The organism is Luteimonas sp. FCS-9, from assembly GCF_001014645.1.
Classification (GTDB): domain Bacteria; phylum Pseudomonadota; class Gammaproteobacteria; order Xanthomonadales; family Xanthomonadaceae; genus Luteimonas.
The window spans coordinates 60,199-77,161 of record NZ_LASZ01000011.1; the positions used below are offsets into that span (position 1 = coordinate 60,199).

Annotated in this window: 15 protein-coding genes and 1 pseudogene; 6 read left to right on the top strand and 10 right to left on the bottom strand. The window is 73.7% G+C overall.

Going from position 1 to position 16,963, the window contains the following annotated elements; all coding sequences use genetic code 11:
• Positions 1–18 precede the first annotated feature (18 nt).
• The 4 genes from WQ56_RS11010 to WQ56_RS11025 all read right to left on the bottom strand — a co-directional run bounded on the left by WQ56_RS11010 (position 19) and on the right by WQ56_RS11025 (position 5,266).
• A complete protein-coding gene (locus tag WQ56_RS11010) occupies positions 19–819 on the bottom strand; it encodes an ATP-binding cassette domain-containing protein (protein WP_047137159.1) in 801 nt (266 codons plus the stop codon).
• A gap of 111 nt (positions 820–930) precedes the next feature.
• Positions 931–2,163 (bottom strand): sodium/glutamate symporter, encoded by a 1,233-nt coding sequence (gltS, locus tag WQ56_RS11015; protein ID WP_231583402.1) that lies wholly within the window; start codon positions 2,161–2,163, stop codon positions 931–933.
• Entirely contained in the window at positions 2,160–4,199 is a 2,040-nt protein-coding gene (locus tag WQ56_RS11020; protein WP_082132357.1) for an alpha/beta fold hydrolase, read from the bottom strand. The genes gltS and WQ56_RS11020 overlap by 4 nt, the downstream gene beginning before the upstream one ends.
• Positions 4,196–5,266 carry a DUF4105 domain-containing protein gene (locus tag WQ56_RS11025; RefSeq protein ID WP_197076481.1) on the bottom strand — a complete coding sequence of 357 codons (1,071 nt, stop codon included), beginning with the start codon at positions 5,264–5,266 and terminating at the stop codon, positions 4,196–4,198. Before WQ56_RS11025 ends, WQ56_RS11020 begins: the two co-directional genes overlap by 4 nt.
• Before the next feature lie 263 nt (positions 5,267–5,529).
• Between WQ56_RS11025 and WQ56_RS11030 the strand changes: the two genes are divergently transcribed.
• Positions 5,530–5,847: a hypothetical protein gene (locus WQ56_RS11030; RefSeq protein WP_156170509.1), complete on the top strand. Its 318-nt coding sequence runs from the start codon at positions 5,530–5,532 to the stop codon at positions 5,845–5,847.
• Between the two features lie 199 nt (positions 5,848–6,046).
• Here the strand turns inward: WQ56_RS11030 and WQ56_RS11035 are convergent, their stop codons facing one another.
• The gene (locus tag WQ56_RS11035) at positions 6,047–7,762 is read right to left on the bottom strand and encodes a M28 family metallopeptidase (protein ID WP_082132358.1); all 1,716 of its coding nucleotides are present in this window, start codon (positions 7,760–7,762) and stop codon (positions 6,047–6,049) included.
• A gap of 99 nt (positions 7,763–7,861) precedes the next feature.
• On the opposite strand from WQ56_RS11035, the gene WQ56_RS11040 reads away from it, so the two are divergent.
• Positions 7,862–8,281 (top strand): I78 family peptidase inhibitor, encoded by a 420-nt coding sequence (locus tag WQ56_RS11040; protein ID WP_047137161.1) that lies wholly within the window; start codon positions 7,862–7,864, stop codon positions 8,279–8,281.
• Positions 8,282–8,303: 22 nt separating this feature from the next.
• On the opposite strand, the gene WQ56_RS11045 is transcribed toward WQ56_RS11040, so the two are convergent.
• Both WQ56_RS11045 and WQ56_RS11050 read right to left on the bottom strand, forming a co-directional pair.
• Positions 8,304–8,528, bottom strand: coding sequence for a hypothetical protein (locus tag WQ56_RS11045; protein WP_047137162.1), 225 nt, complete (start codon positions 8,526–8,528; stop codon positions 8,304–8,306).
• A gap of 101 nt (positions 8,529–8,629) precedes the next feature.
• A complete protein-coding gene (locus WQ56_RS11050; protein WP_047137163.1) occupies positions 8,630–9,424 on the bottom strand; it encodes a hypothetical protein in 795 nt (264 codons plus the stop codon).
• 233 nt (positions 9,425–9,657) lie between these two features.
• On the opposite strand from WQ56_RS11050, the gene WQ56_RS17745 reads away from it, so the two are divergent.
• Positions 9,658–10,176, top strand: a complete 519-nt coding sequence (locus WQ56_RS17745; protein ID WP_156170510.1) for a hypothetical protein — start codon at positions 9,658–9,660, stop codon at positions 10,174–10,176.
• A 21-nt stretch (positions 10,177–10,197) separates the two neighbouring features.
• On the opposite strand, the gene WQ56_RS11060 is transcribed toward WQ56_RS17745, so the two are convergent.
• The 3 genes from WQ56_RS11060 to radC form a co-directional block, all read right to left on the bottom strand.
• On the bottom strand, positions 10,198–11,418 hold the full coding sequence (locus WQ56_RS11060) for a lytic murein transglycosylase (protein WP_231583403.1): 1,221 nt from the start codon (positions 11,416–11,418) through the stop codon (positions 10,198–10,200).
• 152 nt (positions 11,419–11,570) lie between these two features.
• Complete coding sequence (locus tag WQ56_RS11065; RefSeq protein ID WP_047137165.1) at positions 11,571–11,969, bottom strand: YchJ family metal-binding protein; 399 nt, start codon at positions 11,967–11,969, stop codon at positions 11,571–11,573.
• A gap of 79 nt (positions 11,970–12,048) precedes the next feature.
• On the bottom strand, positions 12,049–12,723 hold the full coding sequence (gene radC, locus WQ56_RS11070; RefSeq protein WP_047137166.1) for a DNA repair protein RadC: 675 nt from the start codon (positions 12,721–12,723) through the stop codon (positions 12,049–12,051).
• A 180-nt stretch (positions 12,724–12,903) separates the two neighbouring features.
• Between radC and coaBC the strand changes: the two are divergent.
• The 3 genes and pseudogenes from coaBC to WQ56_RS11085 all read left to right on the top strand — a co-directional run bounded on the left by coaBC (position 12,904) and on the right by WQ56_RS11085 (position 16,897).
• Positions 12,904–14,120: pseudogene (coaBC, locus tag WQ56_RS11075) on the top strand (bifunctional phosphopantothenoylcysteine decarboxylase/phosphopantothenate--cysteine ligase CoaBC).
• The gene (gene dut, locus WQ56_RS11080; protein ID WP_047137167.1) at positions 14,117–14,575 is read left to right on the top strand and encodes a dUTP diphosphatase; all 459 of its coding nucleotides are present in this window, start codon (positions 14,117–14,119) and stop codon (positions 14,573–14,575) included. Before coaBC ends, dut begins: the two are co-directional and overlap by 4 nt.
• Before the next feature lie 12 nt (positions 14,576–14,587).
• A complete protein-coding gene (locus tag WQ56_RS11085; RefSeq protein WP_082132359.1) occupies positions 14,588–16,897 on the top strand; it encodes a phosphomannomutase/phosphoglucomutase in 2,310 nt (769 codons plus the stop codon).
• The last annotated feature ends 66 nt before the right edge of the window (positions 16,898–16,963 follow it).

Below are 16,963 nucleotides of genomic sequence, written 5' to 3' on the forward strand. Positions count from 1 at the left end.
CTCCGAACGGCAAATGGATCATGCGGCCTCCGGACGGTCGAGGTCGCCACGGTCGAACGCGATCGGCCCGTCGGGCTCGCCGCCCAGGAACTGCCGCACCAGCGGGTCCTGCGAGGCCTCGAGTTCGGCCGGCGTGCCGGCGAACACGATCCGGCCGTTGGCGATGACCACCGCGCGGTCGGCGACCGGCAGCGTCTCGTGGACGTGGTGGGTAACCAGGATGCTGGTCAGGCCGAGGCTGGCGTTGAGCCGCGCGATCAGGCTCATGATCACGCCCGAGGCGATCGGGTCCAGCCCGGTCAGCGGCTCGTCGTAGATCATCAGCGGCGGGTCGAGCGCAAGCGCGCGGGCCAGCGCGACGCGGCGCGCCATGCCGCCCGAGAGCTCGCGCGGATACAGATCGGCGGCCGCGCGCAGGCCCACGGCCTGCAGCTTCATGTCGACCAGCCGGGCGATCACCGCCTTCGGCAGATCGGTGTGCAGTCGCAGCGGCAGCGCGATGTTCTCGGCCGCGGTCAGGTCGGTCAGCAGGCCGTTGCCCTGCAGCAGCACGCCGATGCCCTTGCGCATCTCCAGCAGCGCGCGCTGGCGCTGCGGCACCGGCCGCCCGAACACCTCGACGGTGCCGGCCGCGGGGACCAGCTCGCCGGTCAGTGCCGAGAGCAGCGTCGACTTGCCGCTGCCCGACGGCCCGAGCACCGCGGTCACGCTGCCGCGCGGCACCGTCAGGTCGATGTCCGCGAGCACGGTGCGGCCGCCGCGGTCGAGGCGGACCCGGTCGAGGCGGACGGCGATGTCGGAGGCGGGATCGAGGGACACGCGGGCGACCGAGGTTAAAAACCCGTAAACGATGGCGGAACGCGGCTGAACGCAGCCGGAGTGACTGAACCGGATAGTACAGTAATTGGCGGCGGGAATTGGCGGCGTGACTCAGCGGGCCATCAGCCCGATGACCAGCGCGTTGACCAGGTCGATGAAGAAACCGCAGACCAGTGGCACGACCAGGAAGGCCCGGGGCGCCGCGCCATACTCCCGGGTCACCGCGCTCATGTTCGCCACCGCAGTGGCGGTCGAGCCGAGCGTGATGCCGCCGAATGCCGAGCAGATCACCGCGGCCTCGTAGTCACGGCCCGCGGCGCGGAACACCACCAGCACCGTGAACGCGACGACCAGCGCGATCTGCAGCGCCATCGCCGTGGCCACGAATCCGAGCATGGGCTGCAGCGCCCACAGCTGCAGGCCCATCAACGCCATCGTCAGGAACAACCCCAGGCTGATGTCGGAGATCAGCGCGATGCCCGGCCGCATCGCCTCGAATCGCCACAGCCGGCCGCCGTCCGGCGCGAACAGGTCGCCGAGCGCGCGCAGCGCGATCCCCGCAAGCAGGCAGCCGACGAAGGCCGGCAGGTTGAGGCCGGTCGCGGCGATGACGCCGGCGATGCCCTGGCCCAGCATCAGCGCCACGTTGAGCCAGAACATCGCCAGCAGCACGCCGTAGTAGTCGAGCTGGGCGCGGGAGGCGTCGCCGTAGAGCGCGCCGACCTCCAGTGCCGCGTCGGCCGACGGCATCACCGGGTGGCGCCGGATCAGCCAGCCGGCGATCGGGCCACCGATCACGCAGGCGGCGATCAGGCCGATCATGTTCGCCGCCATGCCCAGTTCGCCGGCGCCCGCGATGCCCAGCGTGTCGACGAAATGCGGCGTCCAGGCCAGCGTCGTGCCGACGCCGCCGGTCAGCGCCACCGAACCGACCATCAGCCCGGCGCGCGGATCCATGCCGAACGCTGCTGCCAGCGCCATGCCGACTCCGTTCTGCAGCACCATGAATCCCGACGCGAGCAGCACCAGCACCAGCAGCAGCCGGCCGCCCGAGAACAGTGCGCGCACGTTCGAGTTCAGGCCCAGCGCGGCAAAGAAGTACAGCAGCAGCAGGTCGCGCGCGCCGAGCTCGAACGCCACGCGCAGCCCGACCGCGTAGTAGAGGACGCAGACCACGGCCGCGCACAGCACGCCGCCGACGACCGGCTCGGGAATACCGTAGCGGCGCAGCGCCCCCACCCGGCTCGCCAGTCCCTTGCCGACGAACAGCAGCAGGATCGCCAGCGTGAAGCTGACGAAGGCGTCGACGACGATCGGCGCGTCCGGCACCGGCGGCGGGCTCACCGGCCCGGCTCCGCGACCGCCTCGCGGGCGGGCTGCGCGGGCGCGGCGTCCGTGCGACCGGCCAGGTCCTCGTGCAGGATGCGCCGGATCTCCAGGATCGCCGGCGCGGTCTCCTGCACGCTGTGGCCCGAGACGATGACCTTCTCCGACAGCGCGCCGGGCAGATGGGCGCTGCGGTAGGGCACCAGGCCGTCGTCGCTGTCGGCCAGCGCGCCCTCGCCGCTGCGCCGGGCCACGATCGAATGCAGCCGCACCGCGGGCGCGATCGGCAGTTGCGCGGCTGCGCGCACGAACGGATCGTCCTGGGACAGGTTGTCGATGCTGTTTGGCGAACGCGCGTCGCGCCCGCGGGCGTCGTCGCCGGCCAGCGCCTGGATCACGTCGCCGAAGCCCTCGAGCAGCGTCAGCGGCAACCGAACCAGCCGCGACATCCAGCGCCCGAGCCGGCTCCCGGCGACCTCGGTGCCGCGGTGCGGGGCGGCGATGAACACCGCGCGCCCGACCTGCGGCAGCGGCTCGAAGCGCAGCATCGGCTCGAGCCGCGGGCGGATCCGCGCCAGCCGCGCCGGATCGAGTTCGCGCGACTCGGTGACCGCGTTCCACAGCGCATCGCCCGACGAGGACACCAGCAGCCGCGCGATCACCCCGCCCATGCTGTGGCCGACCAGCACGATGTCGCGCGAGGCCGGCGCCTGCCCGCCCGGATCGAAGTGCGCCAGCGTCTCGAGCACCAGCCGGCGGATCTCCGCCTGGTTCAACGCGATCGGCATGTTGGTCGGGTAGTAGACCTGCCAGACCTGGTAGTTCTGCCGCAGCGCCTCGTCGCCCATGATCTCGTTGGCGACGTTGACCCAGGCCTCCGGGCTGCTCGCTAGGCCGTGAAGCATCAGCACGATCCTGCGCTGCGGGTCGTAGGGCTGCATCAGGTACAGGTGCGGGCGCTCGATGCCGCGCTCGCGGCCCAGCAGCGTGCGCAGCGACTGCACCGCGAAGCCCGAGCGCGCCAGCCACAGCCCGTAGCCGGCGCTGAAGTTCGCCGCCAGCGGCACGGCCTGGCCGCGCAGCGCGATCGTGTCCTCGACATAGGGATCGTGCGCGCTGACCTGCACCTCGCGCATGGCCAGCACCGCCGCCGCGTCCTCGCCCGGGAAGCGGAACAGCACCGTCAGGCTCGGCGAGGGCATCTCGCTCCACGCCGGCGGCGGCCGCCGCCTGGCCGGCGCGTCGCCGGCGTCGGGCACCACCGGCGCGACGACCGCGACCGGATCGTCGGCCATCACCGCGACCAGTTCGGCGCCGAAGCCGTCGCGCCGGTAGATGCTGCGCAGGCCCTGGAACGCCAGCGACGACGCCGGCAGCAGTTCCTGCGGCATCGTCGTGCCCTCGGGCAGGCGCACGCCGGCCATGTCGAGGTGCAGCGTCCAGCCGGCGGCCTCGACCGGGCCGGTGTCGGCGGGATCGCCGGCCGGCGACGCGCTGCGGATGCGGGTGTCGAACAGCTGCGTCGACGCTTCCTGCACCGCCTGGTTGTACCAGTCGCGGACCTGGGTCTGGCGGTCCTCGAACGCGCGCTCGCCGGGCGTGCGGGCGGTGTGGAACAGGTAGGCGTAGGCGTGGCGCGCGGCCTCGAGCAGCGCCTGCAGGCGGGCGTCCGCGGTCGCCGGATCGACGGCCGCGCCGGCTTCCGGGCGCGGCAGTGCCAGCGCCTGCTGCAGCCACAGTTCCGACATCGCCGACAGCCGCCGCTCGTCGGCGATGCCGTCCACATCCGGCAGCGCGCGGATGCAGTCGACCGACGGCTGCGCGCAGGCGTCGGCATCGAGCCCGGCGACGCGGATCGTCTGCGCGGTCGCGGCGCTGAGGCGACCGGTCGTCAGGATGTCGCCGCGCTGCAGCGCGATGGTCTCGCCGGGCGTCATCGGCGCGACGGCAACCGACGGGCCGAACTCGCGCAGGATCGCGCAGCCGCCGAGCCCGGCCACCAGCAACGCGGCGACGACCGCGCGCCACGCCCAGCCGTGGAGACGCCCGCTCATGGCGCAGCCCCGGCCGTCGCGACGCCGGGCACGCCACGCCGGATCGCGTGCGGAAACTCGGCCGCCGGCCCGTCGAAGGCACGGGCGCGCGCGGTGATGCGACCGGCCGCGCGCAGCGTGGCCAGGTCGTAGCCCGGCACCAGGCCCTCGTGGTCGTAGGCGTAGCCGTCGAAATGGCCCGACAGCAGCAGCCGGTAGTCGAGCGGCAGCGTGGGCGCGATGCGCCGCGCCAGTTCGAACACGATCGTCGTGCAGTTGCTGGTCAGCGTGTTGTAGAACCGTGGCTGCCGCCGGATGCGCGCCGCCTCGTCGAGGTAGCCCAGGAACACCTCGCGCAGTTGCGCCGGCGGCACGTCGAGCCGGTAGAGATAGACGTCCTCGCCGCGCACGTTGCTGCGCACGCGCACGATGTCGTGCTCGTCGGCGGCCACCAGCACGGTCTCGAACTCCCGGAAGAAGCCGCCCACGGCCGAGAACGCCTCGTCGCGTTCCTTGCGGATCTCCAGCGAGAACACCAGCTGCCGGCCGTCGTCGAAGCCGAACGAGACCAGCGTGTGCGCGATGTGCGGGCCCATCCAGTACGACAGGATCAGGTCGGCCGACACCAGGCGGTCGAGATCGTAGGCCCGGGTCTCCCAGCGCACGGAGTAGTCGTCGTCGCTGCGCCAGTCGAAGTCGCGGACGTTGCGCAGCGTGACCCGGCTGCCGTCGACGTCGGCCTCGAGCAGCCGGGCGACGTCGTCGGCCCACAGCCGCGCGTGCGACGGCGTCAACGTCTGCCACCAGCCCAGCAGCATCAGCAGCGCGATGCCGCCGACCGCCGGCGCGATGCGTCCGGGACCGCGGGCCCGGCCGGGTCGCAGCGAGGCCAGCACCGCGACCGCCACCGCGAGCCAGGCCGCCAGCAGCGGCCATCGCCAGGGCGAGGGAGCCTGGTAGACCAGCGCGAACGCGCCCCAAGCCGCGACGAGCACGACCGCAACGGCCGCCATGGCGATGCCGAGGCGCCGCACGCGGGTGGCGCCTGGCGTCGGAGTCGGGGCGGGCGTGTCGGAATCGGCGGGCATCGTGGCTGCGAGGTGTGGCCTGCGCCGGCTATCGTATCCATATTTGAACCGGCAAGTACACTATTTGACCCGGCGCGGGACCGCGCGCCCGAGCGACGTTGAATGGGAACGGGCAGACGCCCGAGGAAAATCCGGCCGCCGACGCTGAACCCGACATGGCCCATTGCCGGCAACTAACGCAATTCCACGCAAACCACGACGCGGCGCCCACGCGCGGCGCGGAAGACTGGACGTGTCACTTCCGACCGACACAGGAGCTCCCCATGCGTCGCATCGCCCTACCGCTTGCGGCCGCCATGGCCTTCGCGTTCACCGCGTGCAGCAACGACGCGGACACCCCGGCCACTGGCCCGGCGCCGACCGACCCGGCCACCGCACCGCCACCGATGGAGTCGCAGACGCCGCCGCCCAGCGATCCTATGACGCCGCCGCCGACCGATCCGACGATGCCACCGACCGATCCGGTCGACCCGACGATGCCGCCACCGACCGATCCCACGATGCAGCCGCCGACCGATCCGACCACGACACCGCCGGCTACCCCACCGACCGACAACCAGGATTCGACGACCGAGATCTGATCGCCGGTCCCGCCTGATCCGGTTCGACGCGCAGCAGGCGCGCTCTCTCTCCAACCGGTCTTGCCGCCCGTGCTGTCACGGGCGGCTTTTTGTTGGTCTTCTCCCCAATTCGGCGACGCGCAGGACGCGCGATGCCGGTCTCAGCCCGGCCAGGCAACGCGTTCGAGGCGCTACGCGCGCAGGGGGCACCGACACACCGTCAGCGCGAGGCTGCGCCCCGTGCATCGTCGCTGACGACCCGCCGCGCGCGGAATTCGCTGTCGGCGTCCCACTGCGGCCAGTCGGCCGAGTTCGCGAGCGCTGCCGCCAGGCGGTAGACCGTGCGCGTGTCGGCGGTCGGCCCCGCCATGTCCCAGCTCGCATCGAACGCGTCACCGGGCTGGTGGTAGCGATGCGCAAAATAGTCCGCGCGCGCCGCCTTGCCGCCGTCCACGCCGCCGTCGAGCTGGTCCATGCCCGGACCGATCGTCAGCGCCGGCACGCCGGCCTGGGCGAACGCGAAATGGTCGGCGCGGTAGAACAGCCCGGCCTCGAGGTTCGGGTCGGGCGACCACGTGCGGCCGTCGACTGCGGCCGCGGCGACGAGGTCGCGCTCGAGCGACACGCGGCCGTTGCCCCAAGACGAAATGTCGCGGGTCTCGCCGTCCGGGCTCCACATCTCCATGTTCAGCACCGCAGCCGTGGTCTCGAGCGGACGCAGCGGATTGGCCGCGTAGTACGTCGCGCCGAGCAGCCCGTTCTCCTCGGCGGTCAGCGCGATGAACTGCAGCGTGCGCGCCGGGCGCGGCCCGGCGGCGAACACGCGCGCCAGTTCGATCAGCGACGCGATCGCGGTCGCGTTGTCGACCGCGCCGTTGATGATCGCATCGCCGCTCGCGTCGGGCTGACCGATGCCGAAGCTGTCCCAGTGGCCCGACAGCACCACCGTCTCGTCGGGCCGCGACGCGCCCGGCAACACGCCGACGACGTTATGGCTGGTCACGCGTTCGCGGCGCACGTCGAAGGCGATGTCCAGGCGCGCGTCGCCGAGCGCGCCGCCGCGGAAACCGGGCTGCTGCGCGCGCCGCTTCTCGGCCTCGAAGTCGAGCCCGGCATCGGCGAACAGCCGCACCGCGACCTCGTGCTGCATCCAGCCACGCATCGGCAGGTGATGGGCCTGGGCATCGGCGCGGACGATGTCGTACTGCGGGCCGGCGCGGCCGTTGCGCACCGTCGCCCACGGGTACGACGCCGGTTCGGTCTCGTGGACGATCAACACGCCCGCCGCACCGCGCCGCGCGGCCTCCTCGTACTTGTAGGTCCAGCGGCCGTACCAGGTCAGCGCGCGCCCGCCGAAGCGGCCCGGCGCCTCGGTCTCGAAGTCCGGGTCGTTGATCAGCACCACGACCAGCTTGCCGGCGACGTCGAGGCCGGCGTAGTCGTCCCAGTCGAGCTCGGGCGCGGTGATGCCGTAGCCGGCGAACACGACCGGCAGGTCGGCAAGGTCCACGCGCCCGCCCGAACGCAGGGTCTCGACCGCGATGTCGTCGCCGTTCGCCAGCGCCCGTGCCTGGCCGCCGACGCGCAGCCGTGCCTCGACCGGGCCGGCGATCGCGCTGCGCCCGAGTTCGACCGCCTGGGTCCAGCCGCCGTCGTCGCCGCCCGCCGACAGCCCGGCCTGCGCGAACTGCTCGGTGAGGTAGGCGATCGTCCTGCGCTCGCCCTCGGTGGTCGGCGCGCGGCCCTCGAACTCGTCCGAAGCCAGCACCGACAGATGGCGCGCGAGATTGTCCGCGACGATGCCGCCACCGGGCACGTCGGCGGCGGCGGCCGGTGCGGCAGCGACCGGCGCGGTCTGCGCCTGCGCGGGCGGGCCGGCGAGCGACAGCGCCAGGGCGAGGGACAGGATGGCGAGGGGGGCGGCGCTTCGGGGCATCGGCAGGATCCGGACGTGGGGTCGGGCCATCATGCCGCAACTGGCCGGAGCCCCTGCCACCGGATACAGTGGACGACGGTCCCCCGACAGGAGTTTTCCATGTCCCGACGCATCCGCGTTCCGCTGCCCCGGCCCCTGCTGGCCGCCCTGCTGGTGCCGGCGTTCGCGTTGGCCGCCTGCACACCCGCGCACGACGAGGGCTTCGAGGAGGAACCGCCCGCGGCCGACGTCGCCGACGCCGACACCGGTGCCGGCAGTGCGATCGAGACCGAGGCGGCAGCCGGCGACCCCCCGGCCGAAAGCGTCGCCGGGGTCACGCCCTGCGATACCGAGGCCGTCCAGGGCCTGATCGGCCAGCCCGGCAGCGAGGCGCTCTACGAGAAGGCCAGGCAGGACGCCGGCGCCCGGCAGCACCGCGCGATCGGCCCGGGCGACGCGGTGACGCTGGATTTCCGCGAGGACCGGTTGAACATCGACCTCGACGCCGAGGGCCGGATCACCGGATTCCGCTGCGGCTAACGCCGCGGCGCGGCGATCGCGGTCAGCGATCGTCGCGCTTGCGGAAGTCGACCGGTTGCGGCTCGGGCCGGCTGCTCCAGCGTCCCTCGCTGTAGCGTTCGCAATCGCGCGACACCGGCTCGCCCGGCCGGTCGGGCCGGCTGGCGCACAACGGGTCGGCATCGACTGCGGCGTTGGTGTCGCGATAGTCCGTCGTGCCGCAGGCGGCGAGCGGCAGTGCCGCTGCCAGGATCCACAGGGTGCGCATGGGTCGTGACTCGTTCGGATGACCGGCCCGACGATCGCAGGGCCGCGATACCGGTGCAAGGCCGGCGCCTGCGGCCCTGCGTCCTCCGACGCGCGCCGGGCTCAGCGGCGGCTGGCGACCAGCCGGCCGACATCGACGGCCAGCTGCTCGACCGCATCGCCGAAGCGGCCGTGGCCGCCGCTGGCATAGGCCGTCTGGCCCTGGGCCAGCGAACCGGCGACGCCCGCCGCGACATCGCGCGCCTGCGCCAGCGCGCCGCCGAAATCGCGGTCGAGCGCGGACACCGCATCGGCCGCGCTGCCGAAGTCGCCGCGGGCGATGCCGCCCATCACCTCGCCTGCCGCGGCGCGCACGTCGCTGAGCGAACGCGCGATCGCGCCGATGTCGCCGATGTCCGGCGCACGGCCGTTGGTCAGCGCGCCGCTGGCCAGGCCGGCCAGTGCGTCCTGCACCGAGGCGCCGGCACCGGGGATCCCACGGGTCAGCTGGTCCACTGCCAGGTTCGCCAGCGGCTGCATCGCCGCCGGCACGTTCTCGGCGATCGCGTCGCGTGCGACCTCGCCGAGGCTGCCGCCGACCAGCCCGTTCACCACGCCCACGACCGCGCCGGGCAGGCCGCCGGTGAGCATGCCGACCACTGCGGCCCCGACGATGCCCTGCAGGTCCTTGGCATCGATGCCGAGCGCGCCGGCCAGGCCGTCGAGCGCGTTGTCGAGGCCCAGCGCATCGGTCGCGGTGCCGAGCGCGTTGCCGATCGCCTCGCCGAGCGCATCGACCGCCGCACCGAGCGCATCGGCCGCGGCGCCGAGCGCATCGCTGGCGGCCGCGCCGCCGTCGAGCCCGCCTGCGCCGTTCCCACTGCCGGCGCCGCCGACGCCGTCGCTGCCATCGCTCATCGGATGTCTCCCGGATCGGACATGCCCCGATGCTGGCCCCTCGGCGCCCGCGGGTCAGCTGGTGCCGACCCCAGGTCGGGTGCGCCGCAGCGCGACTCCGGTCACGGTTTCGCGTCCAGGCCGCGCCACGGCAGGTGCGCAGGTCCGACACGTCCGCGAGTCCGGCGCTGATGCGGCGACGACGGCGCGCCGGCTATCGTGCCGGCCCGATGACAGCCGATGGAGCCATCCCGATGCGTCGAGCCCTCCTCCCGATGGCCGCCTGCGCGGCGCTCGCGGTCGCCGTCTACGCCCAGGCCGCTCCGCAGCAGCCAGCCGGGTCAGGCGTCGCGCCCCCGGCGCCGGCGGATGCGCGTGCCGGCGACGCCGATCCGGGTGCGACGGCAGCGACACCAAAGCGGTCCGGGCGCTACGCGCTGCAGGGCCTGCACACCGCCGAGCTCGAACTGGGACCGGCCGCGGACGGCGCACAGTGGGACGTGATCCTGCGCGGCGGCGGCGCGGCGGTCGACGGCGCGGGTGCGGCCGCCGACTGCGAGCTGCATGCGCGCGGCCCGTTGCAGGACGGGGGCATCGCGGCCGACGTGCTGCCGTTCGAGGGCGAGACGATGTCGGTGACCGCCGCCGACCTGCAGCGCGCGCCCGCGACGGTGACCGTCCGCTTCGACGGCGGCGATGCGCTCGTCGCGACCGACTTCGCGCTGTGCAGCGACGCTGCGGACTTCGACGGGCGCTATCGTCGCACCGAGTGACCGGAACGCCCGGCGGAGACGCTAGCGCCCGGCCTGCAGTGCGTCGAGGATGCGGCGCCCCGCACGACCGTCGTCGGGCGACAGCCCCAGCCGGCGCTGCTCGGCCTGGATCGCGCGTCGCGTCGCGGTGCCGATCATGCCGTCGACCTCGCCGATGTCGTGGCCGCGCGCCACCAGCAGCGTCTGCAGTTCCCGGCGCTGGGCGCGCGAGAGGCCCGGATCGTCGGTCGGCCATGCCGCGACGAGCCCCGTGCCGCCGCGCAGCCGGTCGGCCAGCAGCGCGATCGCCAGCGCGTAGCTCTCGGCCGCGTTGTACGAGTAGATGGCGTCGTAGTTGCGCAGCACCAGGAACGCCGGCCCCGTCGCGCCGGTGGGCGCGATCACCGCGGCGCGCGTGTCGCCGGCCGGCAATGCGCCGCCGTCGACGCGCACGATGCCGCGCGCGGCCCAGTCGGACACCGGCCGTCGGTTCGTGCGCCCGGCCTGCGCGATCGCGAATCCGGCCGGCAGCCTGACCTCGTAGCCCCAGGGCTGGCCGGTCCGCCAGCCGGCGCGCGCGAGGTAGTGCGCCGTCGAGGCCAGCGCGTCGGGGATGCTGTCGACCAGGTCGCGGCGCCCGTCGCCGTCGAAGTCCACGGCGATGCGCGCGTAGGTGCTCGGCATGAACTGGGTGTGGCCGAACGCGCCGGCCCAGGACCCGGTCAGGCCGGGATCGCGCAGGTCGCCGGCGTGCAACAACTTGAGCAGCGCGAGGAATTCGCCGCGGAAGAACGGCTGGCGGCGGCCGTTGCAGGCCAGCGTCGCCAGCGACACGCGCAGCGGTCGCTTGCCCGAGATACGGCCGTAGTCGCTCTCCACGCCCCAGACCGCGACGACCGTCTCGGCATCGACGCCGTGCTGCGCGGCCACCCGCGCCAGCAGGTCGCGGTGCTCGGCCAGCATCGCGCGGCCATCGGTCACGCGCTGCTCGTCCACCAGCCCGGCCAGGTAGTCCCACAGCGGCGTGGTGAACTCGGGCTGGGCGTCGAGCAGCGGCAGCACGCTCATGTCCGGCTGCAGGTCGGCGGTCAGGCGGTCGAAGGCCTCGCCGGGAATGCCCTGCCTGGCCGCATCGCCGCGGATCCCGGCCAGGCAGCGCGCGAACGCGGCGGCATCGGCCGGAGGCGGCGGTGCGGCCGCCGAGACGGCGCCGACGGCGCCCAGCAGCGCGAACACCATGGCAGTACGGAGACGGGTCTTCATCGGCGGGGCTCCTGGACGGGACGGCGATGCCACTGTGCACGAGCGCAGGCGCGCTGCGGGCGTCGCACCGGCATCGGTTTCATGCGTGGCTCAGCGGCCAGCGGTGCGGCGACGCGGCACGCGACGGCGAGCACCACGCGCCGGGTCCGGCCTTATGCCACGTCGCCGTCGACGTAGTACCAGTGGCCGTCCTCGCGCACGAAACGACTGCGTTCGCGCATGCGCACCGCACTGCCGCCGCCCACGCGGTAGCGCGCGACGAACTCGACTTCGGCGCGGTCGTCGCCGAGCGCATCGGACGCGAGCACGTCCAGGCCCAGCCAGACCGGCTGCGGGCCGGTGAGGTCGAGATCGGCGGGCCGCGTGCGCGGATGCCAGCTCGCCCACAGGTAGTCGGCATCGTGGCGGACGTAGGCGCTGTAGCGCGCGCGCATCAGCGTTTCGGCATCGGGCGCCGGCGTGCCGGCATGGAAGACGCCGCAGCATTCGGCGAAGGACAGGCGGCGGCCGCAGGGGCAGGCCGCGGTGGACGGGAGATCGGGAACGGGCATCGCGCCATTGTGCAAGCGCGGCCTGCGGATCGCGAGCCTGCCGTGTCGGGCGGACGCGGTCGCGCGCATGGCACCGGCCTCACATCCAGCCGGTCGCGGCCAGCGACACCGCCTCGCCATCGCCGATGACGAAGTGGTCGAGCACGCGCACGTCGACCAGCGACAGCGCCTGGCGGATTGTGCTGGTCACCGTGCGGTCGGCGCCGCTCGGGCGGTTGCTGCCGCTGGGATGGTTGTGGCCGACGATGATGGCCGCGGCGTTGTGCGCGAGCGCGCGCCGTGCGAGTTCACGCGGATACACCTCGGCGTTGTCGATCGTGCCCTGGAACACTTCCTCGAACGCCAGCGCACGGTGCCGGGCGTCGAGGTAGAGCACGGCGAAGACTTCGTGGGGCAGGCCGCGCAGGCGCTGGGTGAAGTAGCGACCGGCGGTGCCGGGATCGGTGATCGTCTCGCCGCGTTCGAGGGTCTGGGCCAGCACCCGGTTGCCCACTTCGAGCGCGGCGCTCAGGCAACTGGCGCGCGCCATCCCCAGGCCCGGCAGTTGCGCGAGCCCTTGCGGCCCGCGTTCGAGCAGCGCGCGCAGCGAGCCGTGGTCCTTGAGCAGACGGCGGCCGGTCGCCACTGCGTCCATGCCGCGCAGGCCCGAGCCCAGGAAGATCGCCAGCAACTCCGCGTCCGACAGGGCACCGGCGCCGCGCGCAAAGAGTTTTTCGCGCGGTCGCTCGCTCTTGGGCCATTTCGATATGTGCATGGTCGCTTCCGTGTGGAAGCCGGCACCGGCGGCGGACGCGACGAGGGGCGTTCCGGGGAGGCAGGCCGCCGGTGCCGGCGGGACCTGTATTGCAGCGTCCCGGCGACGACGCGCGCAGCCGGCGGCCCACGCGGCTTCGGGTAAGCTGTCGTTCGATTTTCCGGTAGGGCTTCCCCGAGCATGGCTGGCGCGTCGACCTCGCTGCATGGGCAGCGCATCCTGCTGTGCGTGTGCGGCGGCATCGCCGCCTACAAGGCGGCCGATCTCGTCCGGCGGCTGCGCGATGCCGGGGCCCAGGTACGCGTGGCGATGACCGACGGCGCGCAGCGGTTCGTCTCGGCCGCGACGTTCCAGGCGGTGTCCGGCGAGCCGGTGCGCACCACGCTGTGGGATCCCAGCGCCGAGGCCGCGATGGGGCATATCGAACTGGCGCGCTGGGCCACGCGCGTGGTCGTGGCGCCGGCGACCGCGAACACCCTGGCCAAGCTCGCCCACGGCTTCGCCGACAATCTGGTGACCACGCTGTGCCTGGCGACGACCGCGCCGCTGACCGTGTGCCCGGCGATGAACCACCGCATGTGGCTGCACCCGGCCACGCAGGCCAACCTCGCGCTGCTGCGCGAGCGCGGCGCGCAGGTCGTGGGCCCGGACGACGGCCCGCTGGCCGAGGGCGAATCGGGCCCCGGCCGGCTCGCCGAGCCGGCGGCGATCGTCGCGGCGCTGCCGGCATGAGCGCGTCCCTCGCCGGCCGTCGCATGGTCGTGAGCGCCGGTCCGACCTACGAGGACCTCGACCCGGTGCGGTTCCTGGGCAATCGCAGCAGCGGCAAGATGGGCTTCGCGGTCGCTGCCGCGGCAGCGCGCGCCGGCGCCGACGTGCTGCTGGTCGCCGGCCCGGTGCACCTGCCCACGCCCGACGGCGTGGCGCGCGTGGACGTACGCTCGGCCGCACAGATGCACGCGGCGGTGTTCGACGCGTTGCCGGCCGACGTCTACGTGGGCGCGGCCGCGGTCGCCGACTTCACCCCGGCCCAGGTCGCGCCCTCGAAGATCAAGAAGCGCCCCGGCGAAGATGGCCTGACGCTGCACCTGGTGCGCACGCGCGACATCCTCGCCGAGCTCGCCGCCGATGCGCGCCGCCCGCGGCTGGTCGTCGGCTTCGCCGCCGAGACCGACGACGTCGACGGCAACGCCCGCCATAAGCTCGCCGCCAAGCGCGTCGACCTGGTCGCGGCCAACCGCGTCGGCATCGCCGGCAGCGGGTTCGAGGGCGACGACAACACACTGCTGGTGCACGACGCGGCCGGCCAGCGCCGGTTCGGGCCCGGCCCCAAGACCGCGATCGCGGCCGAGCTGGTCGCGCTGATCGCCCAACGCCTCGTTCCGGAGCCGCCATGAGCCACATCCTCGACGTCCGCGTGCTCGATGCCCGTTTCGGGCAGCAGTGGCCGCTGCCCGCCTACGCCACCGAGGGCAGCGCCGGCCTCGACCTGCGCGCCGCGCTCGACGAGCCGCTGGCGCTGCTGCCCGGCGATGTCGCGCTGGTGCCCTCGGGCCTGGCGATCCACATCGGCGATCCGGGCCTGTGCGCGGTCGTGCTGCCGCGCTCGGGGCTGGGCCACAAGCACGGCATCGTGCTGGGCAACGGCACCGGCCTGATCGACGCCGACTACCAGGGGCCGCTGATGATCAGCGTCTGGCATCGCGGCAAGGATGCCTTCACCATCGAGCCGGGCGACCGGATCGCGCAGCTGGTGCTGCTGCCGGTCGTGCGCGCCACGCTCAACGTGGTGGATACGTTCGTGGACACCGCGCGCGGGGCCGGGGGATTCGGGCATTCGGGCGTGCGCTGATAGGGGTAGGCGATGCGCGAGAAGGATCCGCAGCGGACACGCGAACTGATGGCGCAGCTGCGGCCCGCGGCCCCGGCGCTGGCCGCCGTGCTGGCGCTGCTGGCCCTGTGGTGCGCCTGGCACGGGGTGCGGCAGCTGCAGGCCGGACAGCGCGGCGCCAGCGTCGAGCAGGCACGCGACGCGGCGGTCGATGCGACGTCGCAGGCGCTGCAGGCCGAGCTGCGGCGCATGGGCGAGCGCCTGGCCAGCGCACCGGTGCAGCGCGCGCTCGCCGCCGGCGACCTCACCGCCGCAGGCACGTCCCTCGGCGACGGCTGGCCGGGCGCGACCGCCGCCGCGGTGGTGCCGCGCGACCTGCGCAGCGAGTACGACGCGCTCGGCGACGGCCGCTTCGGCCGGCTGGCAGCGCTCGAGGGCGCGCTCGCCGCCGGCGCGCCGGTGCTGACGGTCGCCGGTGGCCCGCCCGGGCCGCGGGTGCTGGTCACCGCGCCGGCGCGCGCGGGCGAGCGGCTGGCGGGCGTGGCGATCGTCGAGCTTCCGCTCGACCATGCGACCGCGGGCCTGGCGGCCGCGGAGGTCGACCCGGCGACCTACGTCGCGCTGCGCCAGGGCAGCCACACGATCCTGGCGCGCGGCGAGGCCGCGCTGTCGAACGTCGCCGAGCGCCTGGGCCGACCGGTGCCCGGCACGCAATTGCGGATCGTCGCGGCCGCGCCGCACGTCGGCGCGCCCCCGTTCGGGCTCCGGGCGCTGCCGCTGTTCGCGCTCGCGATCGCGCTGCTGGCGCTGGCCTGGGCCGCCTGGGCGCTGCCACGGCGACGATGGACGCAGGACGCCGGCGCCGAGCCCGACGCCGCGCCGACGCTGGCCCAATCGCTGGCTGCGGACCGCAACGACCGCGACGCACCGACGCCCGCACGGACCGCTGCGCCACGCCCGGCACCGCCCGGGCTGGATGCCGGCATCTTCCGAGCCTACGACATCCGCGGCATCGTCGGGCGCTCGCTCGATGCCGGCGCCGCCGAACGCATCGGTCGCGCGATCGGCACGCTGATGCACGAGCGCGACCTCGACGAGATCGTCGTCGGTCGCGACGGCCGGCTGTCGGGCCCCGAGCTCATCGCCGGCCTCGTCGCGGGGCTGCGCGCGAGCGGGCGCAACGTGGTCGACATCGGCCTGGTGCCGACGCCGTTGACCTACTTCGCCGCCTACCACCTGCGCACCGGATGCTGCGTGTCGGTCACCGGCAGCCACAACCCGCCCGAGTACAACGGCTTCAAGATCGTCGTCGGCGGCGACACGCTGTCGGGCGAGGCGATCGCCGACCTGCACGCGCGCATCGCCGCCGACCGGCTGTACGCCGCGCCGGTGCCGGGCGGCCTGGTCGAACGCGACGTGGCCGACGACTACGTCCGGCGCATCGCCGACGACATCCAGATCGCACGGCCGCTGAAGGTCGTCGTCGACGCCGGCAATGGCGCGGCGGGCGAGTTGGGCCCGCGCGTGCTCGAGGCGATCGGCGCCGACGTGGTCGCGCTGCACTGCGAGATCGACGGCACCTTCCCGCACCACCATCCCGACCCGAGCGAACCGCGCAACCTGGCCGACCTCATCGATGCCGTGCAGCGCGTCGGCGCCGACCTGGGCGTCGCGTTCGACGGCGACGGCGACCGGCTGGGCGTGATCACCGCGACCGGTGCGACGATCGATGCCGACCGCCTGCTGATGCTGTTCGCGGCCGACCTGCTCGAACGCAACCCCGGCGCGATGATCGTCCACGACGTCAAATGCACCGGGCGGCTGACCGGCCACGTGCTGCGCCATGGCGGCAGCCCGTTGATGTGGAAGACGGGCCACTCGCTGATCAAGGCCAAGATGCGCGAGACCGGCGCCGAGCTGGCCGGCGAGATGAGCGGCCACTTCTTCTTCGCCGAGCGCTGGTTCGGCTTCGACGACGGCATCTACGCCGCGGCGCGGTTGCTGGAGATCCTCGCGCTGCATGCCGATCCGACCGCCACGCTCGACGCACTGCCGGCCGGCGTGTCGACACCCGAGCTCAAGGTCGAGGTGCCCGGCGGCGATCCGCATGCGTTCGTGGCCCGATTCCTGGCGCAGGCCGCGTTCGACGGCGCCCGGCTGTCGACGATCGATGGCTTGCGCGCGGACTGGCCCGATGGCTGGGGCCTGGTGCGTGCGTCGAACACGACCCCGGTGCTGGTGCTGCGCTTCGATGCCGACGACGCGCCGGCCCTGGCGCGGATCCAGCAGCTGTTCCGCGAGCGCCTGCTCGCGGTCGAACCGGATCTGACGCTGCCGTTCTGAGGCCTGCCGGGCGCGACACGCGGGCCCGGGCGCAGCGTGTTGACCGCGAATCGCCGCCGACGGACA